The organism is Gluconobacter sphaericus NBRC 12467 (assembly GCF_006539125.1).
GTDB classification, from domain to species: domain Bacteria; phylum Pseudomonadota; class Alphaproteobacteria; order Acetobacterales; family Acetobacteraceae; genus Gluconobacter; species Gluconobacter sphaericus.
Genome location: NZ_BJMK01000006.1, coordinates 122,295 through 145,719, shown reverse-complemented (window position 1 = coordinate 145,719; position 23,425 = coordinate 122,295). Strand labels below are relative to the sequence as shown.

Genomic DNA, 23,425 nt, shown 5'->3' with positions numbered 1-23,425 from the left:
GTGGTTTTCCGCAGGATCTCCGCCCCGGAATGCAGAGCCTGATCTCTTATCCCTTATTCCTTCAAGGCATCCCGAAACCAGTCAGCATCATAACCCCGATCCGCTAGCGTCCACTGTGCCATAGGAAGGCTGTCCAGTAGAGCAATGGCAACGGTGTAATCACTGACCTGTGCCGCAGTCATGAAAAAGCTGAGTGGTCGTCCGTTCTGATCCGTGATCGCATGCAGCTTGGTATTCATACCGCCTTTGGTACGACCGGTCAGGCAGCGCGGATCCCATTTTTAGCCGCAGGATCGAAGCTGTGCGGTATACTTTGAGATACGTCGCATCAATTATAATGGTCTGAGGCTCTGCCTTTCCGGCAGCCGGACCGTCCATCATCCGGGTGAAGATCTCTATGGCGTCCCAGCGCGTCTTGTGCGGGCCGTATTCCCGGGGCGCATCACGCCAGCGCAGACCATTGCGGTTCACAAAAATGATAGCGCTCAGCACACGGCGCTCATCGACGCGCGGTTTGCCATGGCTCTTGGGAAAGAATGGCCGCAGACGCTTCATCTGTTCGTCCGTCAGCCAAAACAGATCGCTCATTGCCAGTCTCCTCGCAGAGCCTGAATCAGATTTCTGCAATCAAATCAATGGGTCCTGAGCCTGGGGTAGGTGAGTGTAGTTTCAGTTTGGTGGTGTTCTTTTCCGGGGGTGTCATTTCTGATTTTGGGGATAGCACCATATCTGTTCAAGTCTGGATCTTTTTCTGTCGGCCTTGTCCGGTCCTTCGAGGAATGACAGAGTGATACTCTTTGAAACCTAGGGAGTCTCCTGATGTTGATCCGGTTTCCTGCTTTTTCATCGTCTCTGCTTCTTGCTGGACTTGCTCTGATGCCAGCAGGTCTGGTGCCTATGGCCATGGCGGCCGGAACCGCCGAGAAACCCTGTGAGACGGACCTCTGCCGGAGTGTGCGTCAGTCCTGGGGTGCGGTGCGTCATGGGACGTCCAATGCCGCCGACTGGACGAAAACGGAGAGCGTTAAAGGTTGGAATGCCACGAAGAGCGGTGTTTCCGACGCTGCGCACTGGACTGGCAAGGAAGGCGAAAAGGGCTGGAAGGCGACCAAGAACGGCACCAAAGAGGCGGTGCATGCTACGGGAGCCTGGACGAAGAAGACGGCTCATAAGCTTGATCCGGACAGTCCTGCAAAGGCTCTGGACAGTAAAGCTGATTCAGCAGCTCAGTAAAACTAATCGGTGGCGCTGCGAAAAAAGGCCTGTCCCTTTCGGGGCAGGCCTTTTTTATGAGGGAACGGTCGCTTATTCCATGTGATGCTTATGGCCCGTCAGATCGGTCGTAAGCTGGGCGCGGGCTTCACCGTCTGGGTATTTTTCAGTGTGGAGATTGATGTAGCTCTGTCCGGCCTGGACTTCCTTGACCTGATCGGGCGTGAGCTGGAGCGTGCCGGTCATGCGGGTTGTATAAGGGCCATTGATCGGAGCGAGGACGCCAGCATCCTGACCTTCCGGAGCCGGGCCATGCAGATGGGCTGCCGTCACAGGGCCGGAGAGGCCGTTATCTTCGAAACGGTAGGTCAGAGTGTTCTTGGTGGTATCCAGCATTGCGGATGCCGAACCCTTGATCGGGGCGGTCGCACCATGTTCGCCCTTGAAGGGGCCGAAGAGATGCAGCGTTTCCGCAGAAGCAGGCAGGGTAGTTACCGACAGGCCAAGGGCCAGTGTCGTCAGCAGAAGTCCAGTACGCATGGAAGTCCATCCTTGCAGAAGTTGGACAGACTGAACGTGTACTCAGGTTTCGAGTTCGGTATTCCAGTACAGATAATCGCGCCAGCTTTCGTGAAGATAATGCGGCGGGAAGGTCCGGCCGTTTTCCTGCAGGAGGCGGCTGCTGGGCTGAACGGGTTTGCGGTGCGGGTGCATGCCCAGTTCGCTTGGTAGTTTTGAGCCCTTGAGCAGGTTGCAGGGGCTGCAGGCAGTGACGACGTTTTCCCAGGTTGTGCGGCCGCCCCGAGCACGGGGGATGACGTGATCGAAGGTCAGTTCATGCGTGGGCAATCGGTCATGGCAGTACTGACACGAAAAATTGTCCCGCAGGAAAACGTTGAAACGGGTGAAGGCCGGCTTGCGGGCTGTTGGAATATAGTCCTTCAGCGCGATGACGCTTGGCAGACGCATGCTCTGGCTGGGGGAGTGGACGACGGCGTCTTCATATTCGGAGAGGACTGAGACGCGGTCGAGGAAGACGGCCTTGACGGCTTCCTGCCAGGACCAGAGCGAGAGCGGGAAATAGGACAGCGGACGGAAATCCGCGTTCAGGACAAGAGCCGGAAAATGCTGACCGCTGACGGACACCACACGCATCCTTTCTTCAAGGACGACACATGCGGGGGTTACGGCGCCGAATGAAAACGGGACAAACAGCGGGAAAACACGTGTCGTCGGCTTCTTTGAGAAAACTATTCCAGTAAACTGCGCGGATCGCAAGCAAACGCTGGTGACACATTCATGACGCCTTCCGCCACGACACGATTTGCGCCGAGTCCCACAGGATTTTTGCATTTGGGACATGTGGTCTCAGGGCTGTATTCGCGGTTCATGGCCGGAGAGACTGGAAAGTTTCTGATTCGTATCGAGGATATTGATACGACGCGTTGTACGCCGGAGCTGACACAGGCTTTGCGTGAAGATCTGGACTGGCTTGGGCTGGCATCAGACGGGCTGGTTCGGCGGCAGTCGGAGCATCTGGTGGAGTATCATGCCGTGTTGGCCAGCCTGCGGGAGCAGGGGCTGTTGTATCCGTGTTTCTGCACGCGGCGAGAGATTGCCGAAGCTGCGACGCAGATCGCTCCGGATGGGAGCCGCGTTTACCCCGGGATTTGTCGACACGGCATGGCGCGGGAGGGGCGGGGGCGTGATCCGGTCTGGCGGCTCAATATGGGCCGGGCGCTGGATGTGTTGCAGGGCGTTCCGGATTGGCATGAGGCCGGGTGTGGGCGTGTTGCCGGGAAGGCCGATGCGTTCGGAGATATCGTTTTGGCGCGGCGGGATACGGGTGTGTCGTATCATCTGTGTGTCACGCATGACGATGCGCTTGAGGGCGTGACGACCGTGACGCGAGGGCGGGATCTGTATGAAGCGACGTCAGTCCAGCGTGTGTTGCAGGAGCTGATGGGATGGCCAGAACCGGCTTATGTGCACCACGCGCTCATTTTGGATGCTGATGGACACAAGCTGTCCAAGCGGGATGGCGCGGAAGGCGTGCGGGTTCTGCGGCAGGCGGGCTGGACGGCGGGGCAGGTGCTGAAGCACCCGCTGGTGCGGCAGGCTCTGGAGGCGAGCCTGCCGACAGGGGTTTATTCCGGTGGGTAGGTGCCAGGATAAGTGACGTCCTGCGATGGTCCCGGTGCGTGTGGGGCGCCTTTCTTGCCGCAGGCGGTCAGGCCGAGGGCCATGACTGCCATGCTGACGAGCAGCAGTGTTTTCATGCGGTTTCTCCCAATTTTGCGAGCCAGGCTTCGGCCTGATGCTTTACATTGGCCGGTGCGGTGCCGCCTTCGCTGGTGCGGGAGGCCAGAGAGGCCTCGACGGTCAGGACGTCGAAGACGCTCTTGTTGATCTGTGGTTCGACGGACTGCATTTCGTCGAGCGACAGGTCAGCCAGATCGCAGCCTTTTTGTTCCGCCATGCCGACCAGACGGCCAGTGACGTGATGGGCGGTGCGGAAGGGGACGCGCAGTTCGCGGACCAGCCAGTCGGCAAGGTCTGTGGCGGTAGAAAAGCCCATGCCTGCCACTTCGCGCATCCGGGCCGTGTTGGCTTTCAGGTCCCGGATCATGCCGTCCATGGCCGCCAGCGAAAGTGTCATGGCCTCGGTAGCGTCGAAGACAGGTTCCTTGTCTTCCTGCGTGTCCTTGGCATAGGCGAGGGGCAGGCCTTTCATGACCGTTAACAGGCCCACGAAATCGCCCATGATGCGGCCTATCTTGGCGCGTACCAGTTCGGCGGCGTCCGGGTTGCGCTTCTGCGGCATGATGGACGAACCGGTCGTGAAGGCGTCCGACAGCGTGATGAAACCGAAGGGGGCAGAGGCCCACATCACGATTTCTTCTGCCAGACGCGACAGGTGCATGGCCTGAAGCGACAGGGCGGACAGGAATTCGAGTGCGAAGTCACGGTCCGAGACGGCGTCGAGGGAATTGGCAGTCGGGCGATCGAAATCCAGCGCTGCGGCCGTCATGCGGCGATCGATCGGGAAGGACGTACCGGCAAGAGCGGCCGATCCGAGCGGACATTCGTTCAGGCGGGCGCGGGCGTCGCGCAGGCGGCCGCGATCGCGCGACAGCATCTCGACATAGGCCAGAAGATGGTGGCCGAACGTGACCGGCTGGGCGACCTGAAGATGGGTGAAGCCCGGCATTGGCGTTGCGGAATGTTCCAGCGCACGGGTGGCGAGGGAGCGCATCAGGGAGGCGGTCTGCTCCTGAAGGCCGTCGATGGCGTCGCGGACCCAGAGGCGGAAATCGGTGGCGACCTGATCGTTGCGCGAGCGCGCCGTGTGCAGGCGTTTACCGGCCTCGCCGATCCGTTCGGACAGGCGGGCCTCGATGTTCATGTGGATGTCTTCGAGGGCCGGGGAGAACTCGAAGCGGCTTTCGCCGATTTCCTGTGCGATGTCACCCAGGCCCTGGCGGATTTCGGCCAGTTCGAGCGCGGTCAGCAGGCCTACTTTCTGGAGCATGGCGGCGTGGGCGAGGGAGCCGCGGATGTCCTGTCGCCACAGGATTTTGTCAAATCCGATGGAGGCGTTGATCTCGCCCATGATGGCGGCCGGACCCGAGGCAAAGCGGCCACCCCATTGCGGATTGGCGGCTGTGCCTTCAAAGGATGTAGCGGCATCTGATTGTGTGTCGACAGGAGCGTTTTTCATGGGAACCGTAAACAGATGATTCGGAAGCAGATCGACCGGCGAACCCTTCTTGGAGGAGCCGCCAGCCTAGCTGCGGCGGCTTCCCTCTGCAATTGCGGGCTCGGGAATTCTGCCCGGGCGGCGGATGGTGTGCAGCCGATGCTGCCGTCGCTCAAGCCCGGCGCGCCCAGGCTGGAGCCCGTAAACTTCCAGCTTGTGGGCCCCGGGGGGACGGCACTTTCCCTGTCCACGATGAGAGGGCGGCCTTTTGTGCTGCATCTGTGGGCGACCTGGTGCCCGCCCTGCAGATTGGAGCTGCCGGCGCTCAATTCGTTCATCGAGAAAACAGGCTCGACCGTGCCCGTGATCCCAGTGGCCGTTGCCAGTCCGATGCCGAAAGTCATGGTCTTTCTGGCGCAGGGCAATCTGCCGCATATCGCGCCCTGGACGCTTGGGCAGCATGAGTTTTCCCAATGGTTCACATCCGGTGAGCCAAGCTTGCCCATGACCTGCGTGATTGATGCGCAGGGGCGGATGCGGGCTAGTGTTGAAGGGGAAATGGCGTGGGCCGCGCCGGAGAGTCGGGCGTCTCTGGAAAAGATCCTGTCGGATCTTCAGGCGTCCAAACCGGCGTGAGGGCTCGTCTGTCCGGTCGGCGGAGCATTCTTCTGGGGACGGTTGGACTGGCTGCTGCGGCGGGGTACGGCGCTGCGAGATTGGCTGGAACGGTGGTGCGGCCTGGTATGCCGATTTCTGATCTGACGCCGGGAAAAGCGGTTTCCGGGCCTATCGGGTTCGGGCTCGCTGGTCTGGGGAGTGCACGTTTTGTGCCGGCTTCGCGCCGGGGTGCGCCTTTCCTGCTGCATGTCTGGGCCACGTGGTGTTCGCCGTGCCTTCATGAACTGCCAGGGTTGGCGGCTTTCATGAAGGTATGGGGGCCGGACTGTCCGGTTGTTCCGGTAGCGGTTTCAAGCGGATCGCCGGAAGAGATTCATGCATTTCTGGAGCGTAATGACGTAACCGGGCTGCCCGTCTGGGCGGTGGTTGAGGATGATCTGAAGGCGTGGTGCGGTGACAGGGCGCGTGCCATCCCTGTAACTTTTCTGATTGATGATGCAGGGTGCATTCGTGCAACGGCAGAGGGGGCACTGGACTGGGCGGCTCCCGGCGCGCCTGCCGCGCTGCGTCGTCTTTTTGCAGCGATGAGCGCCTGAGTCGCGATGTGACAGGCCTGCTTTAATGCAGGAACGGATTTCCAACATGACTTTTCCCCTGACACGTCGTCATCTTTTGGGAGAGAGCGGTGGCGTCCTGGCTTCGGGGCAGACTAGGTGGGTCTGATGTAGTCCATCCGGCAGGCATGTCCCGCTGATCTGAAAGAACTGACGCCGGATGTCATGTCCGTGCGGGGTGTATCGTGTTCGCTGATCCTGAACAGCAAAGGCGAGGTCGTCGCGGAGTCCATCGGGAACGTGGACTGGTCTGCGGACGCCGTGAGGCATACTGTGCGGGCCTTGGCTTGATAGTAAGAGTGTGAAGTCCTGATGTCTGCTCCCCTTCTTGGCGCCAGTGATCCGGCGCCTTTTCTTCTTTTTCCTGAAAAAATACCGTCGCCGTTCGTGTTCGTTAGCGACCACGCGGGTCGGGCAGTTCCGGATGCGCTGGGGGATATGGGGGTGCAGACCGAGGACTGGCAGCGGCACATCGCCTGGGATATCGGCATCGTGGGTGTAGGACGGGTCCTGCATGAACTGCTTGGGTCGGCGCTGATCGAACAGGTTTATTCCCGCCTTGTGATCGACTGTAACCGCGCGCCGGGCCATCCGACGTCCATGCCGCTTGTGAGCGACGGGACGCCGGTTCCGGCCAATCAGGCTGCGCAGGAAACGTGCCGGGCGAAGCGGGAGAAGGAAATCCTGCACCCATATCACGATACGATTGCCGAAGTTCTGGCTGAGCGTGGATCACGCCCGACGGCGCTGATCGCGTTGCACAGTTTTACGCCTCAGATGAACGGCAAGGACCGTCCCTGGCAGATCGGGATTTTGCATAATCAGGACAGTCGCATGGCCTCGATTGCTCTGGACCTGCTGCGCAAGGACGTGACGCTGTGTGTGGGTGACAATGAACCTTACGTTCTAACGGATACGTCCGACTATACGGTGCCACGGCATGCGGAAGCGGCGGGGCTGCCTTATCTTGAAATCGAGATCAGGCAGGACCTGATTGCCGAAAAAGCCGGACAGCGGGAGTGGGCTCGGCGTCTGGGCGCGCTGCTGCCGAAGGTCTGGGAGACGTTGGTAGAGGGACCAGGCGTATGATTGACGGACACACGAAACTTGCAGGCGTCATGGGATGGCCGGTGGAGCATTCCCGTTCTCCGATGATGCATAATCACTGGTGTCGGGTGAATGGGGTGAACGGGGCTTATATGCCGTTGCCGACTCATCCGGAGGGCTTTGATCAGGCCCTGCGTGGACTGGCAGCGGCTGGTTTTCAGGGCGTGAATGTGACCATCCCGCATAAGGAAGCGGCGATGCTGGCCTGTGATGAACTGACCTCGACGGCAAAGCGGGCCGGAGCGGTGAACACGATTTGTTTCGTGGCTGGACGGATCATCGGTGACTGCACGGATGGTACGGGGTTCTGCGATAATCTCAGCGCGCATGACGTGGCAATCGGTGGTCGTGCTATGGTTCTGGGCGCAGGCGGTGCCGCGCGGGCCGTGGCAGCAGCGCTGCTGGACCGGGGCTGTGAAGTTGTGATTGCCAACCGGACGCAGGAACGTGCGGAAGCACTGGTTGCGGCACTTGGCGGCGGTGAGGCTGTGGCCTGGTACGAATGGCCGTCACTGCTATCGGGCTGTTCACTGCTGGTGAATGCTACGTCGATGGGCATGGGGGGCAAGGCCAGTCTGGACTGGGATGCGGCGCTTCGGGAGGCCGCGCCAGGGCTGTGTGTGACGGATATTGTCTATACGCCGCGCGAGACGCCGCTGCTGCTGGCCGCTCAGGCGCGGGGGCTGCGGACGGTGGATGGTCTGGGGATGCTTGTTCATCAGGCGCGGGCCGGGTTTCGGGCATGGTTCGGGGTTGACCCTGAAGCAGACCGGACGACGTTCGATCTGCTGGCGACGAGCCTGCGCTGAAGCGTGAAGATTATTGGTCTGACCGGGGGAATGGCGGCCGGGAAAAGCACGGTTGCCGCGCTTTTCCGCAGGGCAGGCGTGCCGGTTTTTGATGCGGATGCGTGTGTCCGGGCGCTTCAGGGTGAGCGGGGGAAAGCTTTGCCTCTGATTGCGCAGGCATTTTCGGGGGCCGTCGCTGACGGGCGTCTGGATCGCGCGGCGCTTCGTGAAGCTGTGCGGGGGCGTCCCGAGGAGTTGAAGCGTCTGGAAGCCATCATGCATCCGCTGGTCCGGGCCGAACGTGAGAGGTTTCTGAAGCAGTGCCGGGCGCGGCATGAACCGTTCTGTGTGCTGGATATTCCGCTGCTAATGGAAATTGGCGAAGACCGGCGTTGCGATGTGGTGGTGGTAGCCGAAGCTTCGATGGGTACGCGTTTGTCCCGGATCAGGCAACGCTGTCGTAGTGGGGGGGGGATGAGCGTGGCGGATGCCAAAGGATTGCTGGCCCGTCAGATGAGTGACCATGAACGCAGACGCCGGGCCGACATCGTGATACGAACCGGCCTGTCGCGTGGGCAGGCCGTCAGGCAGGTCCATGCCCTGTTGCACCGGCTTCGTGAGGCGTCATGAAACGATCCATCCTGTTCGATACGGAAACCACGGGCTTTGACCCGGATATGGGCGATCGAATCATCGAGATCGCGGCCCTCGAACTGATCGACGACCTGCCGACGGGGGAGGCCTATCACGTCCTGATCTATCCCGAGCGCGATATTCCGCCCGAGGCGACCAAAGTGCATGGGTTCCGGATTGAAGATCTGGAAGGAAAGCCAATTTTTGCCGAGGTGGCGGACGGGTTTCTGGAGTTTATCGGGGACAGTCCGATGATCGCTCATAATGCCCGGTTCGATTTCAAGTTCGTCAATGCGGAGTTGAAGGCCTGCGGTCGCGAGCCGCTCGATTACGCCAGCCGGGCCATCGATACGGTGGAAATGGCGCGGAAGAAATATCCCGGTCTGCCCGCCAGCCTCGATGCGCTGTGCCGACGCTTTGGTATCGACCTGTCGCAGCGTGGTACCCATAACGCGCTGCTGGACTGCAAGCTTCTGGCCGAAGTCTATGTCGAGCTGATGGGTGGGCGTCAGCGCGGTCTGGGTCTGGCGGGGCCAGCCCGCAGTCGCAGCATGACGGATGGGATCAACGCGCTGGCCAGTCGTCCGCCACGGAAAATGGCCCCGCCGACCGCGGAAGAGCTTCAGGTGCATGAGGCGTTCGTGAGCACCATCAAGGACGCGGTTTGGCATCGCGAATGATGCAGATTCTCTTCATCACGTCCAACCGTCTGGGTGATGCGGTGATTTCCACAGGTGTTCTGGATGCCTTGCAGAAGCGTTATCCGGCGGCGATGTTTACGGTGGTCTGCGGCCCTGTAGCAGCGGGGCTTTTTGAAGCGGACCCGCGATGTGAGCGCATCATCACTATGGAAAAGCGCCGGCATGACCGGCACTGGTTTGAACTGTGGCGCGCCTGCTATCGGACGCGCTGGTTTATGGTTGTGGATTTGCGCGGTTCGCTGATCGGACTGACATTGCGGGCGCGCCGTCGGATTATTGTGCGCGGCGGGCGCCGTCCGGGTTTGCGGGTCGAACAGCTTGGGGAGGCGCTTGGATATCGCAGGACGCCCATGCCGCGTGTCTGGACTTCGGAAAAGCAGCGGGCAGAGGCTGTTGCGACCTTGTCTGAAGGGCAGTGGCTGGCACTGGGACCAACGGCAAACTGGGATGGGAAAATCTGGCCGCCCGAGCGCTTTGTGGAACTGGCTCAGGTGCTGAAGGCGAAAAATCTGCGTCCTGTCGTGTTCTATGGCCCTGGTGAGGGAGAGCGCGCACGGGCGGAGCCAGTACTGAAGGCGTTGCCAGAGGCTCTGGACCTTGGCGGAGATAAATCGCTGGGCGAGGTTGCTGCGCTGCTTCAGCTTTGTGCCCTGTTCGTGGGCAATGATTCCGGGCTGATGCATCTGGCCGCTGCTGCGGGGACGCCGACGCTGGGGCTGTTCGGGCCGTCGCGGGCCTCGGAATATGCGCCGGCCGGGCGGTTTGCGCGGTTTGTGGAGGCACCGGGTCCGGAGGGTGATGCTCCCATTGAAGGCTTGAGTGTTGCCGCTGTGCTAAAAGTCGCGAAAGAAATCCTGCGTGAAAAAGACACGTGTGGTTCGGACAGGTGTTCGGACTGACTTGATGCCCTGTCGGTCATGGCCGATAGAAGACAGATGAAGTCTGCATCGTCCAATGGATACCGGGGTCGTGTGGCCCATGTGATGGCTGGGGCTCCAAGAGGCGGCGCAGAGCTGTTCTTCGAGCGCCTGACAATGGCCCAGACGCGGGATGGCCGTCCCGTTCAGGCGCTGATCCGGCAGGATGAAGGCCGGGTTGCACGGCTTGAGGAAGCGGGTGTTGAGACGCAGTCCTTCCGGTTCGGCGGTCTGCTGGATCTGCGGACCACGCCGGGGCTTCGGCGCAGTCTCAAAGCGTTCAGGCCGGATGTCGTCGTGGCGTGGATGAGCCGGGCCGCACGGCTGGTACCGTCAGGGCCATGGCAGATTGCCGGGCGTCTGGGCGGGTATTATGACCTGTCGAATTATCGCCGTTGCGACCATTTGATCGGCAATACGCGCGGTTTGGCGGAGTGGATGCGGGCGCAAGGCTGGGCGGCCAATCGTGTACATCATCTGCCTAATTTCGCGACGGATTTTTCTTCGGTGACGCCACAGCGGCCCGCGTTTTTGCCGCCGAATGTGCCATTTGCCCTGGCGCTGGGGCGTCTGCATGAGAACAAGGCCTTCGATGTGCTGATCCGGGCGATGAAGCATCTGCCGGGTGTGCATCTGGTCATTGCGGGCGAAGGGCCAGAGCGTCCTGCGCTTGAGGCGCTGGCAAAGGCGGGAAATGTTACGGATCGTGTTCATCTCCCTGGCTGGATCGCGCAGAGCGGGCCCTGGCTGCGGGCGTGCGATGTTCTGGTCTGTCCGTCCCGGATTGAGCCGCTGGGCAATGTCGTGATCGAGGCGCTGTCGGCCGGAGTGCCGGTTGTGGCAAGCAATATTCAGGGGCCGCAGGAAATCCTTGAAGGGTCGCAGGATGGTTTGCTGGCCGAGGTCGAGAACGAGCGCGATTTTGCTGCGCAGATCGGTACTGTCTTGGACGATGCCTCTATGGCGCAGACTCTCTCCATGAACGGACGAGCGCGGTTCGAGCGGGAGTTTGCCCAGGACGTTGTCATGGCGCGATGGTCGGCTTTTCTGGACGGAGTGCGCGCCTGATGTGCGGAATTGCGGGCCTTTCCTGTCTGCCCGGGCATCATCCCGATCAGCAGGCGCTGGAGCGTATGTCCCAAGCCATTTTCCATCGTGGGCCGGATGGGGAAGGGCGGTTGGATCTGGGCGGGGCGGCGTTACGTCACCGTCGGCTGTCTATCGTGGATATCGCGGGGGGAGCACAGCCCTTCAGGCTTGGCGCGGCTGCACTGATCGCGAATGGGGAGATCTATAACGACCCGGCCATTCGCAGACGCTTTCCCCAAAACTGTTTTCAGACCCAAAGCGACTGCGAACCGCCTTTACATCTGTGGCTGCATGATGGGGTGGGATACACGCATGAACTGCGGGGCATGTATGCCATTGCGATCGTCGAGAACGAGCACGGGCGGCATGAGATGGTGCTGTCGCGCGATCCGTTCGGTATCAAGCCGCTTTATATCGCGGCTTATGAGGGTGGCATCGCGTTTGCGTCTGAGCCGCAGGCGCTGCTGGCAGGCGGGTTTGGTAAGCGTAGTGTTCGGGATGGCGCGCGTGACGAACTGATGCAGCTTCAGTTCACAACGGGGCAGGACATTATTTTCGACGGCATTCGTCGGCTTCTGCCCGGTGAGACACTCCGGATCGTGGATGGGCGAATCGTGGAATCGCGGCGGCGGCATGTTCTGCATGAAGCGCGGGAGACGATTCCGGCTCGTTTGACCGATGAGCAGGCGCTGGCGAGGTTGGACATAGCACTGCTCGACAGCGTGTCGGCACATCTGCGGGCGGATGTGCCACTTGGGCTGTTTTTGTCGGGCGGGATCGACAGTTCGGTTATTCTGGCGGCTGCGCACCGTCTTGGGTTGCCGCATCCGCGTACGTGGACAGCGCGCTTCGATGCTGGAAAAGCGGATGAGTCCGCTGATGCCGCAGCATTGGCGGCGTCTGTTGGGGCCAAGCACCATGTGCTGACCGTCACGGAAGACATGGTCTGGCGTGATCTGCCATCCATCGTGGCGTGCATGGATGATCCGGCCGCCGACTATGCTGTCATCCCGACATGGTTGCTGGCGCGTGAGGCGCGAAAAGACGTGACCGTTATTCTCAGCGGTGAGGGTGGGGATGAGCTTTTTGCAGGTTATGGCCGCTATCGGCGCGTTATGAAGCCCTGGTGGAAGGGCGGGCGGGCGCCGTATCGGTCCGGGACGTTCGGCAAGCGCTTTGCAGAGCACGGGCGGCAGTGGCGGCGCGGGATTGCCACGACGGAGCTGGCTCTAGGCGTTTCAGGTTTGGAAGGCGCGCAGGCGCTGGATATTGCGGAATGGCTGCCCAATGATCTGCTACTCAAGCTGGACCGATGTCTGATGGCTCATTCGGTTGAGGGGCGTACGCCGCTGCTGGACCCGGTGGTAGCCAAGGCGATCTGGCCGCTGCCGGAGCACTTCAAGGTGCGGGACGGTTACGGTAAGTGGCTTCTGCGACGCTGGCTTCAGGATGCGCTGCCGCAGGCCCGTCCATTCGCGCCGAAGCAGGGCTTTACTGTTCCGGTTGGCCTATGGATCGAGAAACAGGCACATCGTCTGGGACCACTGGTCGCACGACAGCCCTGCATCCGGGCGATGATTCCCGCAGCTGACGTGGAGCATCTTTTCGCCCGAGCCAGTCAGCGCGGTGTAGCGCGGCAGGCCTGGACGCTGCTGTTTTTCGCGCTGTGGCATCGTCATCATATCGAAGGGGTTCCCGTGGACGGGGATACATTCGAAACTCTCTCGCGCGCTTTATGAGTGTCTTACTGATTTGCAAGGACGGAACATGCATTACGATCTGATCATCCGCGGCGGAATCTGTGTTTTTCCATGGGGCGAGGCCGAAGCGGATATCGGTGTGCGGAATGGAAAAGTGGCGTCGCTGTCTGTCGGATCGGCGGACGAGGCGAGCCGGGTGATCGATGCACGCGGCCTGCATGTCCTGCCCGGACTGATCGATGCGCATGTTCATCTGCGCGATCCGGGCAAGCCCGAGGTCGAGACACTTGAAACCGGGACGCGGGCTGCGGCGCTGGGCGGTATCGCGACGGTTTTCGACATGCCAAACACGTCCCCAAGTGTGACGGACGTGACGATGATCGACTGGAAGCGCGATCATATCCGCAAGACGGCACACGTCGATGTCGGTATCTATGTCGGTGCGACCCGTGAAAATACGCCGGATCTGGCAATGCTGGAACAGCAGCCGGGCGTGTGCGCGGTGAAGGTTTTTGCCGGATCGTCTACGGGCAATCTGATGATCGAGGACGATGCGGGGCTGGAAGCGGTCATGCGCTCGGGACACCGTCGCGTGGCCTATCATTCCGAGGACGAATATCGTCTTCAGGCCCGTAAACCGATGTTCCATGAAGGCCAGCCTTACGAAACGCACAGCGTCTGGCGGGATGTGGAATGTGCGTTCCTTGGTACGCGCCGCATCATGGCTCTGGCGCGCAAGACCAACCGTCCGGCGCATATCCTGCATGTCTCGACAGCCGAAGAGCTGGACTATCTGGCGGATTACCGTGATATTTCCACGGTCGAGGTTCTGGTGAACCATCTCACACAGGTGGCGCCGGAATGTTACGAAAAGCTCGGTGGCCTTGCCGTCATGAACCCGCCGCTGCGGGACAGGTCGCACTGGGAAGCAAGCTGGAAGGCCGTTCGGGATGGTCGGGTGGACGTGGTTTCGTCCGACCATGCTCCGCATCCGCTTGAGGCCAAAAAGCTACCCTGGCCGAAATGTCCGGCGGGTCTGACGGGGACGCAGACGATCGTGCCGGTCATGCTCGATCATGTGAATGCGGGGCGCCTGTCGCTGTCGCGTCTGGTGGATCTGATGGCGGCAGGGCCAGCACGGGTTTACGGTTTGCAGACCAAGGGGCGGATGGCCGTTGGATTCGATGCCGATTTCACGCTCGTGGACATGAAGGCTGAGCGCGAAATTACCAATGACTGGATCGTCACGCCTGCGGGTTGGACGCCGTTCGATGGCACGCGTGTCACGGGCTGGCCGATGGCCACAATCGTGCGTGGAACGGTCGTGATGCAGGACAATGAGGTTTCGGGTGCGCAAACCGGTGAGCCTGCCAAATTTGCGCCTTGATCTGGGCGTAGGGCGCGCAACGCTTCGAACAGGAAAGGGAGCTGTATGAGACGTTGCGTTGCCGCCAGCCGTAAGGCGGTGCTGTTTGGTGTGGTTTTTTCTGGGATCGCCGCTGTCGGGTCGGCCAGTGCGGCCGAAGCGGCCTGGACCGCTTCAAAATGTGGTGCCGAGCCTCAGGCACCTGCGGTCAAGGCTGCGACGGTCGCGCAGTATAATGAGAGCGTGGATCGCGTGACGGCCTATGAAAAGGCGGCCCGCGTTTACAATGCGTGTGTTGCGGCTCAGGCCAACCGGGAAGAGACGGCGATCAGTCAGGAAGCAAGCACGCGGATTTCCCACGTCCATGCGGGTAGCGCGGCTGTGCAGTCTCATATCGCGGCGTCCTTTCAGGCGCTGTCCAGCAATCTGGCCGCTGCCAGCCGTAAACTGGGCCATCACTGACGCTTTGCAGGGCGCGTCGTGATTTTTACTGCCCCATGCGTCCCTGATTCTGAGCCGGAGTCAGGGATGTGGGGCCGGCATAGGTCTGACGGGCGACATTGGGCATGAGATCGGGACGTGCCCAGCAGGTTGTGCCCTCGAAGCCTGTGGTGCAGTAGGGCTGCGGCGGCGGTGGCCCCGCCGGCCGGGCGCAGAAACTTTCGTCATCGTACAGATAGGCCGTGTTGCAGTCCTTCCCCGTGACGGCGGAAGCGATGCGATCTGGCGCACAGCCTCCAAGCGCGCAGAACGCTAAGGGAAGCAGCAGAAGCAAGGCAGGCTTTTTCATGGCCGTCAGGATGCTTCCGGTGCGGTTAAGGAAGTCTGAATGTCGGCCGGATTTTCTGCCGTGATACCGTTTTTCACAGTCCTATGGACTGTTTCAGCTAACCTTAAGATGTGTGAAGCGTTTGCCGCAACGGTGCGGCGCCTGTATGGTCGCGCAAACAGTTTGAAGACCGATCCAGCAGGGGACCAGGTGGCAGACGATTTCATCACGCAGGTGAACGAAGAAATGCAGGCGCAGCGGTTGCGAGCCATGGCACGGCGCATAGGCGCTGTGGTGGGCGTTGTGGCCCTGTTTGGAGCCATTGGTGGTGGTGTGTGGGGCTGGAACAGTCATGCGCGCCATGCAGCACAGCAGGCGGCATCGGCACGGTACTTTACCGCCATGACGGCGCTGTCCGATCCCAAGCATGACGCCGCGGCCACCCAGAAGGCTACCGCGACCTTCCAGGATCTGGCGGAGCATGGTCCGGTGGGCGTGCGCTCCTATGCCGCGCTGCGTCTGGCCGATCTGCAGAGCCAGGCTCACCAGACAGACGCGGCATTGAAGACGTGGCAGGGCGTGGCGGATGATAACGCTGCCGATCCCGCCCTGCGGGATATGGCGCGCTACATGAGCCTGAACTCGCGGACTGCAACGGCTGATCCGAAGACGCTCCGTCCGGGCTATGAAGCCCTTGCGCAGGGCGGTGGTGCCTGGGCTCCTCTGGCTCAGGAAGGTCTTGTTGCGCTTGACCTGCGCCCCGGCGCGACGGCGGACCAGCAGAAGGAAGCCCGGCGCATCCTGACGCAGATCGTTGGCAGTGAAAACGCGACCGAAGGGGTTCGTGCGCGTGCGCAGGCCCTGCTCGAGACATTTGGAGACGCTGGTTGATGCGCCGTCCTGTTCTTTCCCGCTCTTCTCTCTCCGTGAACCGCTTTATGGGGCGTCGTGGTCTTCTGCGGGCGGCCTGCTCGGGCACTGCCCTGGCTGTTCTGGGCGGATGCAGCCTGTTTGAAGACGATACGAAGCCGCCTTTGGCCGGACATCGCGTGGACGTACTGTCCACGGGCGCCGGGCTGACGGTCGATCATGAAGATCATACGCCGATCAACCTTGGCCCGGTTCAGCCTGTGCGGGAATGGCTGCAGGAAGGGGGGCGGCCGTCCCATGTTGCCGTGAATGCGGCATGGAATGGTCCGGATCTGGCATGGAGCCATTCGGTCGGTGCGCCGACAGACCCATCGAGTTTTCTGGCAACGATCGCGATCATGCCGACTAACCGGGGCGCGATCCAGTCACCTCCGGTCATCGGCAACGGTCATATCTACACGACGGATGCGCAGGGCGTGGTGAAGGCCTGGACCTGGCCGGAACGCCGTCATGTCTGGACGCGTCAGCCTGCCACGGCCAGAAGCCGTTCGACCAATATTGGTGGCGGCCTCGCCCTTGATGGGGACACACTCTACATCGTGGATGGTGTGGCTCAGGCTCTTGCTGTTGAAGCTCTGACGGGCAAGGTGAAATGGCGCGTCAGCACCGAAACTCCGGGCCGTTCCGCACCGACGATCGCGGAAGGCCTCATGGTCTTCGGAACGATTGATGAGCGTCTGATCGCGCTGAATGCCAATACCGGTCATCAGGTCTGGACGTATCAGGCGACCGCATCCGACACTGTGATTTTCGGGCAGTCCGCCCCAGCTTTCGTGGATGGCGTCATCCTCGCGGGCTTTGGCAGTGGTGATCTGGTTGCGCTGCGTGCGGCGTCGGGCGAGATGGTCTGGAGTGACAGTCTCGGCGGCTCCAACGGTATGGGCGCCATGCTCGATTTCTCCTGTATCCGGGGGGCACCGGTCATCAAGGACGGAACGGCCTATGCCGTGTCCATGTCGCGCGTGCTGGTGGCGATCGACATGCGTTCGGGCCGCCGTCTGTGGGAACGTGAGGTCAGTGGACAGAGTCCTATAGCGATCTGTGGCGACTGGATGTATGTCCTGTCCACGGATCAGCAGATCGCCTGTCTGGATCGTCTGTCCGGGCATGTGCGCTGGATCACGCAGTTGCGTCGCTTTGTCCGCGTTGATGTGGAAAAGAATGCGATTTCCTGGGTGGGTCCGCTTCTCGTGAACGGCAAGCTGATCTGCTTCTCCACCTTTCCGAAAGAAGGCATGGCTGTCCTGAATGCCGTGACCGGAAAACTTGAACTGACCCGTAAGACTCCCGCCCCGTGTCAGGTTCAGCCGATCGTCTGTGACGGTCATGTACTGACCCTGTCCCAGGACGCCGTTCTGCGGGCCTATGGCTGAACGAATGACCTCTGAGAACCTGCCCGTTGTTGTTATTGCCGGGCGCCCGAATGTCGGGAAATCCACTCTGTTCAACCGGCTTGTCGGCCGTCGTCAGGCGATCGTGTCCGACATGCCGGGCGTTACGCGCGACCGCAAGGAGGGCGAGGCCCTTCTGCGAGGCCGTCGTGTCCGGCTGATTGATACGGCCGGACTGGAGGAAGCCGCACCAGATACGCTGTATGGGCGGATGCGGGCTTCGTCCGAGTCTGCTGTTGCGATGGCGGATCTGGTGCTGTTCTGCATTGATGCGCGCTCGGGCATTACGCCCGCGGATGCGCATTTTGCGAGTTGGTTGCGACGTCAAAACCGTCCGGTTCTGCTGATCGCCAATAAGGCGGAAGGGCAGGCGGGGACAAATGCGGCTCTTGAAGCCTATTCGCTGGGATTGGGAACGCCGCTGGCACTGTCTGCGGAGCATGGCGAAGGCATTGCCGATCTCATGGGTGAGATTGCCGAGCGTCTACCGCCGGCGGAAAAATCCCGTCGTCGTGAGGCTCCGAGGGCCGAAGGCGAGGAGGGTGAAGACGAGCGTCCGGCTGGTCCGCTGCGTCTGGCGATTATTGGTCGTCCGAATGCAGGAAAGTCCACGCTGCTGAACTGTCTGCTGGGCGAAGAGCGGATGATTACAGGTCCAGAGGCTGGCCTGACGCGCGATTCCATTGCCGTGACCCTGCATGACGAGCATGGCGAGATCCGGCTGGTCGACACGGCGGGAATGCGCAAGCGTGCCCGTGTCGAGCAGCATCTTGAGAGAATGTCCGTCTCGGCTTCCATCGAAGCTCTGAAAATGGCGGAAGTGGTCGTGCTGGTGATTGATGCGACGCTTGGCGTGCATGAGCAGGATCTCCAGATTGGCCGTCTGATCGAGCGTGAGGGCCGGGCCTGCGTTATCGCTCTGAATAAATGGGATGCGGTCGAGGACCGGAATGCGACCAAGAAGGCGATTCTGGACCGGTTGGAAATCTCGCTGGCCCAGGTGCGTGGCATTCCGGTTGTGACGTTCTCCGCGCTGACGGGAGCGGGCGTGCATCGTCTCCTTCCGGCCGTTCGGGAGGTTTATGAGATATGGAATTCGCGTGTTTCCACGGGTGAATTGAACCGCTGGTTTGAGGATGCGCTTGAGCGTCATCAGCCGCCGCTCGTGGACGGTCGCCGTCTTAAGCTGCGGTACATGACGCAGGTGAAGGCGCGCCCACCAACATTCCTGCTGTTCGGCACGCGGGCGGAGCAGCTTCCGGATTCCTACAAACGCTATCTGGTGAACGGACTGCGTGAAACGTTCCACATGCCGGGAGTCCCGGTGCGTCTGCAGTTGCGCGGAACGAAAAATCCTTACGCGGAAAAGTGATTTTCTGTTCGTTTGGATATAGACCACACCCCTGATCGGTCATTAATACAGGACCGGCTGTTTCCGATTTCGGAACGTTCGGTCCTGTCCCCTTGAATAAGGGTGTGTTTCGGGGGAGGTAACTACGGGTATGGTTGGGATTGCTTCGTCTTCCAGTGAGGGGCTGTCTACGCAACAGTCCCGTAGCACGGCACGGGCGACAACCCTTGGTATTCTGGCAGCGCTGGCTGGGCTGATGTTCGGCCTTGATACCGGAGTCGTCGCCGGTGCGCTGCCGTTCATTGCAACCGATTTCCATGCCGGCGATGCCCTCCAAGGCTGGATTGTCTCGTCGATGATGGCCGGGGCGGCAGTCGGGTCACTGTTTGCCGGACGCATCTCGGTTCGGTTCGGCCGCACGGGCGCCATGTTGGGGGCGGCGATCCTGTTTCTGCTCGGAACACTGCTCTGTGCCTTGGCGCCCGGGGCAGCTGTCATGATTGTCGGGCGTCTTTTCCTTGGGCTTGCAGTTGGTGTGGCTGCCTTTGCCGCCCCGCTCTACATTTCCGAAATCACGGTCGAGTCCGTCCGCGGTGCCATGATTTCGTTCTATCAGCTCATGGTTTCCCTCGGGATTTTTCTCGCATTCGTTTCCGACAGCTTGCTGGCTTCGGGTGGCCACTGGCGTTGGATGCTCGGCGTCATGGCATTGCCGGCCAGTTGCTTTCTTGGAATTGTCCTGATCCTGCCGCACAGCCCTCGCTGGCTGATGATGCGCGGGGAAAAAGAGCGTGCGCGGCGCGTCCTGCAGAGCCTGCGCTCGGATGAGGAAGTGGCCGAAGCGGAACTGGTCGACATCCAGTCACGCCTGCAGAAAAGCAGCGATGCGGGTTTGGGGCTTTTCAGGAGCAATCCTAATTTCCGCCGCACCGTCTTCCTGGGCATGCTGCTCCAGATCATGCAGCAGCTCTCGGGGATCAACGCGCTTTTGTATTACGCCCCGCGCGTCTTTCAGGCGGCTCATTTCGGGACGAACGCGTCCATCTGGGCTACCACTCTTGTGGGCCTGACGAACATGGCGCTGACCGGAGTGGCGATTGCGTGCGTCGACCGCTGGGGACGGCGTCCTTTGCTGATCCTCAGTTGCGGTATTGCTGCATTTTCGTTGGTAGGGGTCGGGACATTGCTGGCCATAGGGGCGCAGAGCTTCGGGCTGCAGCTTCTGCTGTGCGGATTCGTTCTTCTGTTCGTCGCGGGTTTTGCCATTGGCGAGGGCCCCCTGGTCTGGACGCTGTGCTCGGAAGTTCAGCCGACGCGTGGTCGGGATTTCGGGATCGGTTGCTCCACAGTGACCAACTGGGCCGCGAACTGGGCCATTTCCAACATGTTCCCGCTGGGCATGGCGATGATGGGAGCGTCCTCTACGTTCCTGCTGTTTGCCGTCTTCAATGGTCTTTTTATTCTTGTGACCGTATTGTTCGTTCCCGAAACGAAAGGCGTCTCGCTCGAGAGACTGGAAGCCAATCTTTTTGCAGGCAGGCGCCTGCGTGATTTGGGGCGGTAAAAGAATGACGGCGACGACGGAAGACGGTCCTCAAGAAGAGTACGATGCTAAACGCCATGCCGGGCTGTATGGAGCCCAGCGCTTCAAGGCAATGTCGGCCGTGCTTCTGGCGCTCCTTCTGTCGGTTCTGGACTATGCGATCGCGAATGTGGCTCTGCCGCTGATTGCTGAGGATCTGCATGCGTCGTCTTCGCGGGCCATCTGGGTCGTTAATGCTTATCAGCTCGCCAATCTGTCCTGCCTTCTGCCGCTGGCGTCGCTGGGGGCGCGTGTCGGGTTCGCGCGACTGAGTCAGTTTGGGATCTTCCTGTTCCTTATTGCGTCCGTTGCCTGTGCCCTGTCACAAAATCTGTTGGAGCTGACGCTCGCGCGGGCGCTCCAGGGTATGGGCGGCGCCTGCATCATGAGCGTGAACTTTGCTCTCATCCGTTTTATTTACCCGCATAAGGAGTTGGGGCGCGGGATTGCGCTGAACGGGTTGTTCGTGGGAATCGGCGTGGCGCTTGGTCCGTCCCTGGGATCGCTGATCCTGTCTGTTGCGAGCTGGCCTTGGATTTTCTGGATCAATCTTCCTCTGGCTCTGGTGGCTCTGGTGCTGGCTCATTCCGCGCTTCCCCAGACCCCGCGGAGCGATATCCCCACTGATATGGTCGGCTCGCTTTTGACTATGGCTTCGTTTGCGCTGACCGGTGTTGGTCTGGACGGGTTGATGCATGCCGATTTCCTGTCGGGCGGCGTCGTGACGTTCGCGGGAGGGCTCTGCTGGGCGATGCTGCTGCATTACCAGCGCGAGAGGCTGGAGCCGATTGTGCCGGTTGATCTGCTGGCGCGCAGGCCATTCCTGCTGGCCTGTCTGGTTGGGTTTCTGGGGTTTGTGGCCTCCAATCTTTATATCGTGGCGATGCCGTTCACGCTGGCGACCGTTTTCCACCGTGGACCCGGGACAATCGGGCTTTTGATTGCGCCTTGGGCTGTCGGAGTGGCGACGATGTCCTTTGCGGTCAGTCGTCTGGCGGATCGTTTTCCGGCGTCGGTACTCTCCTCAATTGGTCTGCTCATTACGGCGAGTGGGTTCTGTCTGTTGTGGTTTCTGCCGACGGATGCTGGCAACTGGGCCATCGCCTGGCGGACGCTGTTTGCCGGATGCGGGTTTGGACTGTTCCAGCCCCCCAATAACCGTGCGATCATGGTGAGCGCGCCTCCGGGCCGTGAGGGTGGAGCGAGCGGCATGCTCTCAGTTGCGCGGCTGGGCGGTCAGACAACGGGGGCATTGCTCGTGGCCGGACTGTTTACGGTCTTTCCTCATCCGGCTTTCATCTGTCTGGGGACCGCGATGATGGTGGCGTTTACGGGAGCCACACTCAGCCTGGGGCGGAAATATCTCGCAGCCTGAAGAGCGTGGTGGCGCGCTGATCCGCGCTCTCCAGCTCCTGCGTGACCGGAACTGTTTGTCGGGTCAGCACTTCGAGTGGCATTGACGGCGCGTAGTGCCGACCCGGATCACAGAGCCAGACTTCGCAGGTTTTCGAACACTCCAGCAACCAGGGCACGATCCGCGCGGCCATGGCCTCGTTGTAACAGACATCTCCGATGAGCAGCAGGTCGCAGTCGGCGATTGTTCCGATCAGGTCTCCGGGGGCGGAAGTGATGGTCACGTTGTTGAGGCGTGCATTCAGAGCTGTGGCTTCCAGGGCGATGGGGTCGATATCGTTGGCCTGAACTTCGGACGCACCCGCTAGGGCAGCGGCAATGGCGGCAAGGCCGCATCCGCAGGCTACATCAAGAACGCGGCGCTCCCGGACATACCCAGGGTTGTCGAGAATAAAGCGTGCGATGAGCTGGCTGCCGGGCCATGCGAAGGCCCAAAAAGGCGGCTCAATGCCGATCTGTTCGAGATAGACTTCGCTGGCCTGCCAGATGGGTGTGATTTCGGTCGCCAGGTGAAGGGAAATCTCCGGTACGATCATGGCCTGTGCGATGGCAGTGTTGTCGCGGATGAAACCGGTGGGATTGCTCAGGGCTATGCTCATCCGAAAAATCTTGCGGCAACGAATCCGGCAGCGAGCACAAATCCGATGGGCACGTTGCGACGAAATTCGATGAGGCAAGCAGGGGCATCGTAAGGGTTCAGTACGCGGACCTGCTGGAGCAGCATTGCGGTCGCAACGGCGAGGAAGGGCCAGAAGGTCCAGTGTAAATGCGCGTGGATGGCGACGAGTGCCAACGCCAGAAGCATGAGGCTGTAGCAGCTGGCGATGAACGGGCGGGCACTTTTTTCCATCAGGCGGGAGGTGGAGCGAACGCCGATGCGGGCGTCATCATCCATATCCTGAAAGCCATAGATTGTGTCGAATCCGAGTTGCCAGAGAATGACGGCACCGTAGAGCAGCAGGCCGTTATCATCGAGCGTTCCCGCTGAGGCTGCGTATCCCATCGGGGCGCCGAATCCGAAGGTAAAACCCATGACCAGCTGCGGCCACCAGGTGACGCGCTTGGCTGCCGGATACAGGGCGACGAGCAGGAGCGCGAGCGGGGCAAGGGCCCAGCAAACGGGCGGCAGGCAGACGAGCACGCCCAGCCCGATCAGCAAAAGGGCGACCAGCAGGAGCAGACCCTGTTTCAGGGATAGTGCCCCGCTGGCTAGGGGGCGACCTGCGGTGCGGGCGACCTTTGCGTCGATGTCGCGGTCCCAGATGTCATTCACGACGCATCCGGCCGAGCGCATGACGAGCGAGCCGAATGCGAACAGCGCCGTGTCGATCAGGCGCGTCTGAAGCGATGCGTGAGGCGCAAGGAACAAACCCCATACGCCAGGCAGGAACAGGAGCCATGTTCCGACCGGACGGTCGAGACGGGCGAGCAGGGCGTAGGAGCGCCATGGCTCGGGCAGGCGCGCAATGCGGCCGGTCAGCTGAATATCGGTATGGGCGCGGGTCTGGCTCATGGGAGATGTGATGCTGTGCGGACATGCTTCC

26 protein-coding genes and 1 pseudogene are annotated in these 23,425 nt (G+C 61.0%); 19 read left to right on the top strand and 8 right to left on the bottom strand.

Annotation, left to right across the window (positions count from 1 at the left end; genetic code table 11):
• Positions 1–56: 56 nt before the first annotated feature.
• Positions 57–588: pseudogene (locus GSP01_RS06525) on the bottom strand (IS5 family transposase); the annotation flags it as partial.
• A gap of 231 nt (positions 589–819) precedes the next feature.
• On the opposite strand from GSP01_RS06525, the gene GSP01_RS06520 reads away from it, so the two are divergent.
• A complete protein-coding gene (locus tag GSP01_RS06520; RefSeq protein WP_141351924.1) occupies positions 820–1,233 on the top strand; it encodes a hypothetical protein in 414 nt (137 codons plus the stop codon).
• Positions 1,234–1,305: 72 nt separating this feature from the next.
• Here GSP01_RS06520 and GSP01_RS06515 read toward each other — a convergent pair whose 3' ends face one another.
• Together GSP01_RS06515 and GSP01_RS06510 are read right to left on the bottom strand one after the other, a co-directional pair.
• Entirely contained in the window at positions 1,306–1,752 is a 447-nt protein-coding gene (locus GSP01_RS06515) for a CHRD domain-containing protein (RefSeq protein WP_141351922.1), read from the bottom strand.
• A gap of 42 nt (positions 1,753–1,794) precedes the next feature.
• The gene (locus GSP01_RS06510; protein WP_034953612.1) at positions 1,795–2,367 is read right to left on the bottom strand and encodes an HNH endonuclease; all 573 of its coding nucleotides are present in this window, start codon (positions 2,365–2,367) and stop codon (positions 1,795–1,797) included.
• 144 nt (positions 2,368–2,511) lie between these two features.
• Between GSP01_RS06510 and gluQRS the strand changes: the two genes are divergently transcribed.
• The gene (gluQRS, locus tag GSP01_RS06505) at positions 2,512–3,375 is read left to right on the top strand and encodes a tRNA glutamyl-Q(34) synthetase GluQRS (protein WP_141351919.1); all 864 of its coding nucleotides are present in this window, start codon (positions 2,512–2,514) and stop codon (positions 3,373–3,375) included.
• On the opposite strand, the gene GSP01_RS15110 is transcribed toward gluQRS, so the two are convergent.
• Entirely contained in the window at positions 3,360–3,491 is a 132-nt protein-coding gene (locus tag GSP01_RS15110) for a hypothetical protein (RefSeq protein ID WP_255320874.1), read from the bottom strand. The two genes, gluQRS and GSP01_RS15110, sit on opposite strands and share 16 nt — an antisense overlap.
• Complete coding sequence (gene argH, locus GSP01_RS06500) at positions 3,488–4,933, bottom strand: argininosuccinate lyase (RefSeq protein ID WP_141351916.1); 1,446 nt, start codon at positions 4,931–4,933, stop codon at positions 3,488–3,490. Before argH ends, GSP01_RS15110 begins: the two co-directional genes overlap by 4 nt.
• A gap of 15 nt (positions 4,934–4,948) precedes the next feature.
• On the opposite strand from argH, the gene GSP01_RS06495 reads away from it, so the two are divergent.
• From GSP01_RS06495 to GSP01_RS06445, 12 genes are all read left to right on the top strand, one after another.
• On the top strand, positions 4,949–5,548 hold the full coding sequence (locus GSP01_RS06495; RefSeq protein ID WP_141351914.1) for a TlpA disulfide reductase family protein: 600 nt from the start codon (positions 4,949–4,951) through the stop codon (positions 5,546–5,548).
• Positions 5,545–6,126 carry a TlpA family protein disulfide reductase gene (locus GSP01_RS06490; RefSeq protein ID WP_141351912.1) on the top strand — a complete coding sequence of 194 codons (582 nt, stop codon included), beginning with the start codon at positions 5,545–5,547 and terminating at the stop codon, positions 6,124–6,126. The genes GSP01_RS06495 and GSP01_RS06490 overlap by 4 nt, the downstream gene beginning before the upstream one ends.
• Before the next feature lie 183 nt (positions 6,127–6,309).
• A complete protein-coding gene (locus tag GSP01_RS15105; protein WP_255320873.1) occupies positions 6,310–6,435 on the top strand; it encodes a hypothetical protein in 126 nt (41 codons plus the stop codon).
• Positions 6,436–6,456: 21 nt separating this feature from the next.
• Positions 6,457–7,233 (top strand): N-formylglutamate amidohydrolase, encoded by a 777-nt coding sequence (locus GSP01_RS06485; protein ID WP_141351910.1) that lies wholly within the window; start codon positions 6,457–6,459, stop codon positions 7,231–7,233.
• Positions 7,230–8,060: a shikimate dehydrogenase gene (locus GSP01_RS06480; protein ID WP_141351908.1), complete on the top strand. Its 831-nt coding sequence runs from the start codon at positions 7,230–7,232 to the stop codon at positions 8,058–8,060. Before GSP01_RS06485 ends, GSP01_RS06480 begins: the two co-directional genes overlap by 4 nt.
• Positions 8,061–8,063: 3 nt before the next feature.
• Complete coding sequence (gene coaE, locus GSP01_RS06475; protein ID WP_141351906.1) at positions 8,064–8,669, top strand: dephospho-CoA kinase; 606 nt, start codon at positions 8,064–8,066, stop codon at positions 8,667–8,669.
• Positions 8,666–9,352 (top strand): DNA polymerase III subunit epsilon, encoded by a 687-nt coding sequence (gene dnaQ / locus GSP01_RS06470; RefSeq protein ID WP_141351904.1) that lies wholly within the window; start codon positions 8,666–8,668, stop codon positions 9,350–9,352. Before coaE ends, dnaQ begins: the two co-directional genes overlap by 4 nt.
• Positions 9,352–10,272 (top strand): glycosyltransferase family 9 protein, encoded by a 921-nt coding sequence (locus GSP01_RS06465; protein WP_141351948.1) that lies wholly within the window; start codon positions 9,352–9,354, stop codon positions 10,270–10,272. The genes dnaQ and GSP01_RS06465 overlap by 1 nt, the downstream gene beginning before the upstream one ends.
• Positions 10,273–10,308: 36 nt before the next feature.
• Positions 10,309–11,358 carry a glycosyltransferase gene (locus GSP01_RS06460; protein WP_167495482.1) on the top strand — a complete coding sequence of 350 codons (1,050 nt, stop codon included), beginning with the start codon at positions 10,309–10,311 and terminating at the stop codon, positions 11,356–11,358.
• Positions 11,358–13,118, top strand: a complete 1,761-nt coding sequence (gene asnB / locus GSP01_RS06455; RefSeq protein WP_141351944.1) for an asparagine synthase (glutamine-hydrolyzing) — start codon at positions 11,358–11,360, stop codon at positions 13,116–13,118. Before GSP01_RS06460 ends, asnB begins: the two co-directional genes overlap by 1 nt.
• Before the next feature lie 28 nt (positions 13,119–13,146).
• Positions 13,147–14,466 (top strand): dihydroorotase, encoded by a 1,320-nt coding sequence (locus GSP01_RS06450; protein ID WP_141351903.1) that lies wholly within the window; start codon positions 13,147–13,149, stop codon positions 14,464–14,466.
• A 45-nt stretch (positions 14,467–14,511) separates the two neighbouring features.
• On the top strand, positions 14,512–14,907 hold the full coding sequence (locus GSP01_RS06445; RefSeq protein ID WP_141351901.1) for a hypothetical protein: 396 nt from the start codon (positions 14,512–14,514) through the stop codon (positions 14,905–14,907).
• A gap of 25 nt (positions 14,908–14,932) precedes the next feature.
• Here the strand turns inward: GSP01_RS06445 and GSP01_RS06440 are convergent, their stop codons facing one another.
• Positions 14,933–15,235 carry a hypothetical protein gene (locus GSP01_RS06440; protein WP_141351899.1) on the bottom strand — a complete coding sequence of 101 codons (303 nt, stop codon included), beginning with the start codon at positions 15,233–15,235 and terminating at the stop codon, positions 14,933–14,935.
• Positions 15,236–15,424: 189 nt separating this feature from the next.
• Here GSP01_RS06440 and GSP01_RS06435 point away from each other — a divergent pair, with 189 nt between their 5' ends.
• The 5 genes from GSP01_RS06435 to GSP01_RS06415 all read left to right on the top strand — a co-directional run bounded on the left by GSP01_RS06435 (position 15,425) and on the right by GSP01_RS06415 (position 21,843).
• Positions 15,425–16,105 (top strand): tetratricopeptide repeat protein, encoded by a 681-nt coding sequence (locus GSP01_RS06435; RefSeq protein ID WP_255320872.1) that lies wholly within the window; start codon positions 15,425–15,427, stop codon positions 16,103–16,105.
• Entirely contained in the window at positions 16,105–17,517 is a 1,413-nt protein-coding gene (locus GSP01_RS06430) for a PQQ-binding-like beta-propeller repeat protein (protein ID WP_141351895.1), read from the top strand. The genes GSP01_RS06435 and GSP01_RS06430 overlap by 1 nt, the downstream gene beginning before the upstream one ends.
• 4 nt (positions 17,518–17,521) lie before the next feature.
• A complete protein-coding gene (gene der / locus GSP01_RS06425) occupies positions 17,522–18,907 on the top strand; it encodes a ribosome biogenesis GTPase Der (protein ID WP_141351892.1) in 1,386 nt (461 codons plus the stop codon).
• A gap of 130 nt (positions 18,908–19,037) precedes the next feature.
• Positions 19,038–20,450 (top strand): sugar porter family MFS transporter, encoded by a 1,413-nt coding sequence (locus tag GSP01_RS06420; RefSeq protein ID WP_141351890.1) that lies wholly within the window; start codon positions 19,038–19,040, stop codon positions 20,448–20,450.
• Between the two features lie 4 nt (positions 20,451–20,454).
• On the top strand, positions 20,455–21,843 hold the full coding sequence (locus GSP01_RS06415) for an MFS transporter (protein WP_141351887.1): 1,389 nt from the start codon (positions 20,455–20,457) through the stop codon (positions 21,841–21,843).
• On the opposite strand, the gene GSP01_RS06410 is transcribed toward GSP01_RS06415, so the two are convergent.
• Both GSP01_RS06410 and ubiA read right to left on the bottom strand, forming a co-directional pair.
• On the bottom strand, positions 21,812–22,480 hold the full coding sequence (locus GSP01_RS06410; protein WP_141351885.1) for a class I SAM-dependent methyltransferase: 669 nt from the start codon (positions 22,478–22,480) through the stop codon (positions 21,812–21,814). The two genes, GSP01_RS06415 and GSP01_RS06410, sit on opposite strands and share 32 nt — an antisense overlap.
• A complete protein-coding gene (gene ubiA, locus GSP01_RS06405) occupies positions 22,477–23,394 on the bottom strand; it encodes a 4-hydroxybenzoate octaprenyltransferase (RefSeq protein WP_141351882.1) in 918 nt (305 codons plus the stop codon). Before ubiA ends, GSP01_RS06410 begins: the two co-directional genes overlap by 4 nt.
• Between the last annotated feature and the right edge of the window lie 31 nt (positions 23,395–23,425).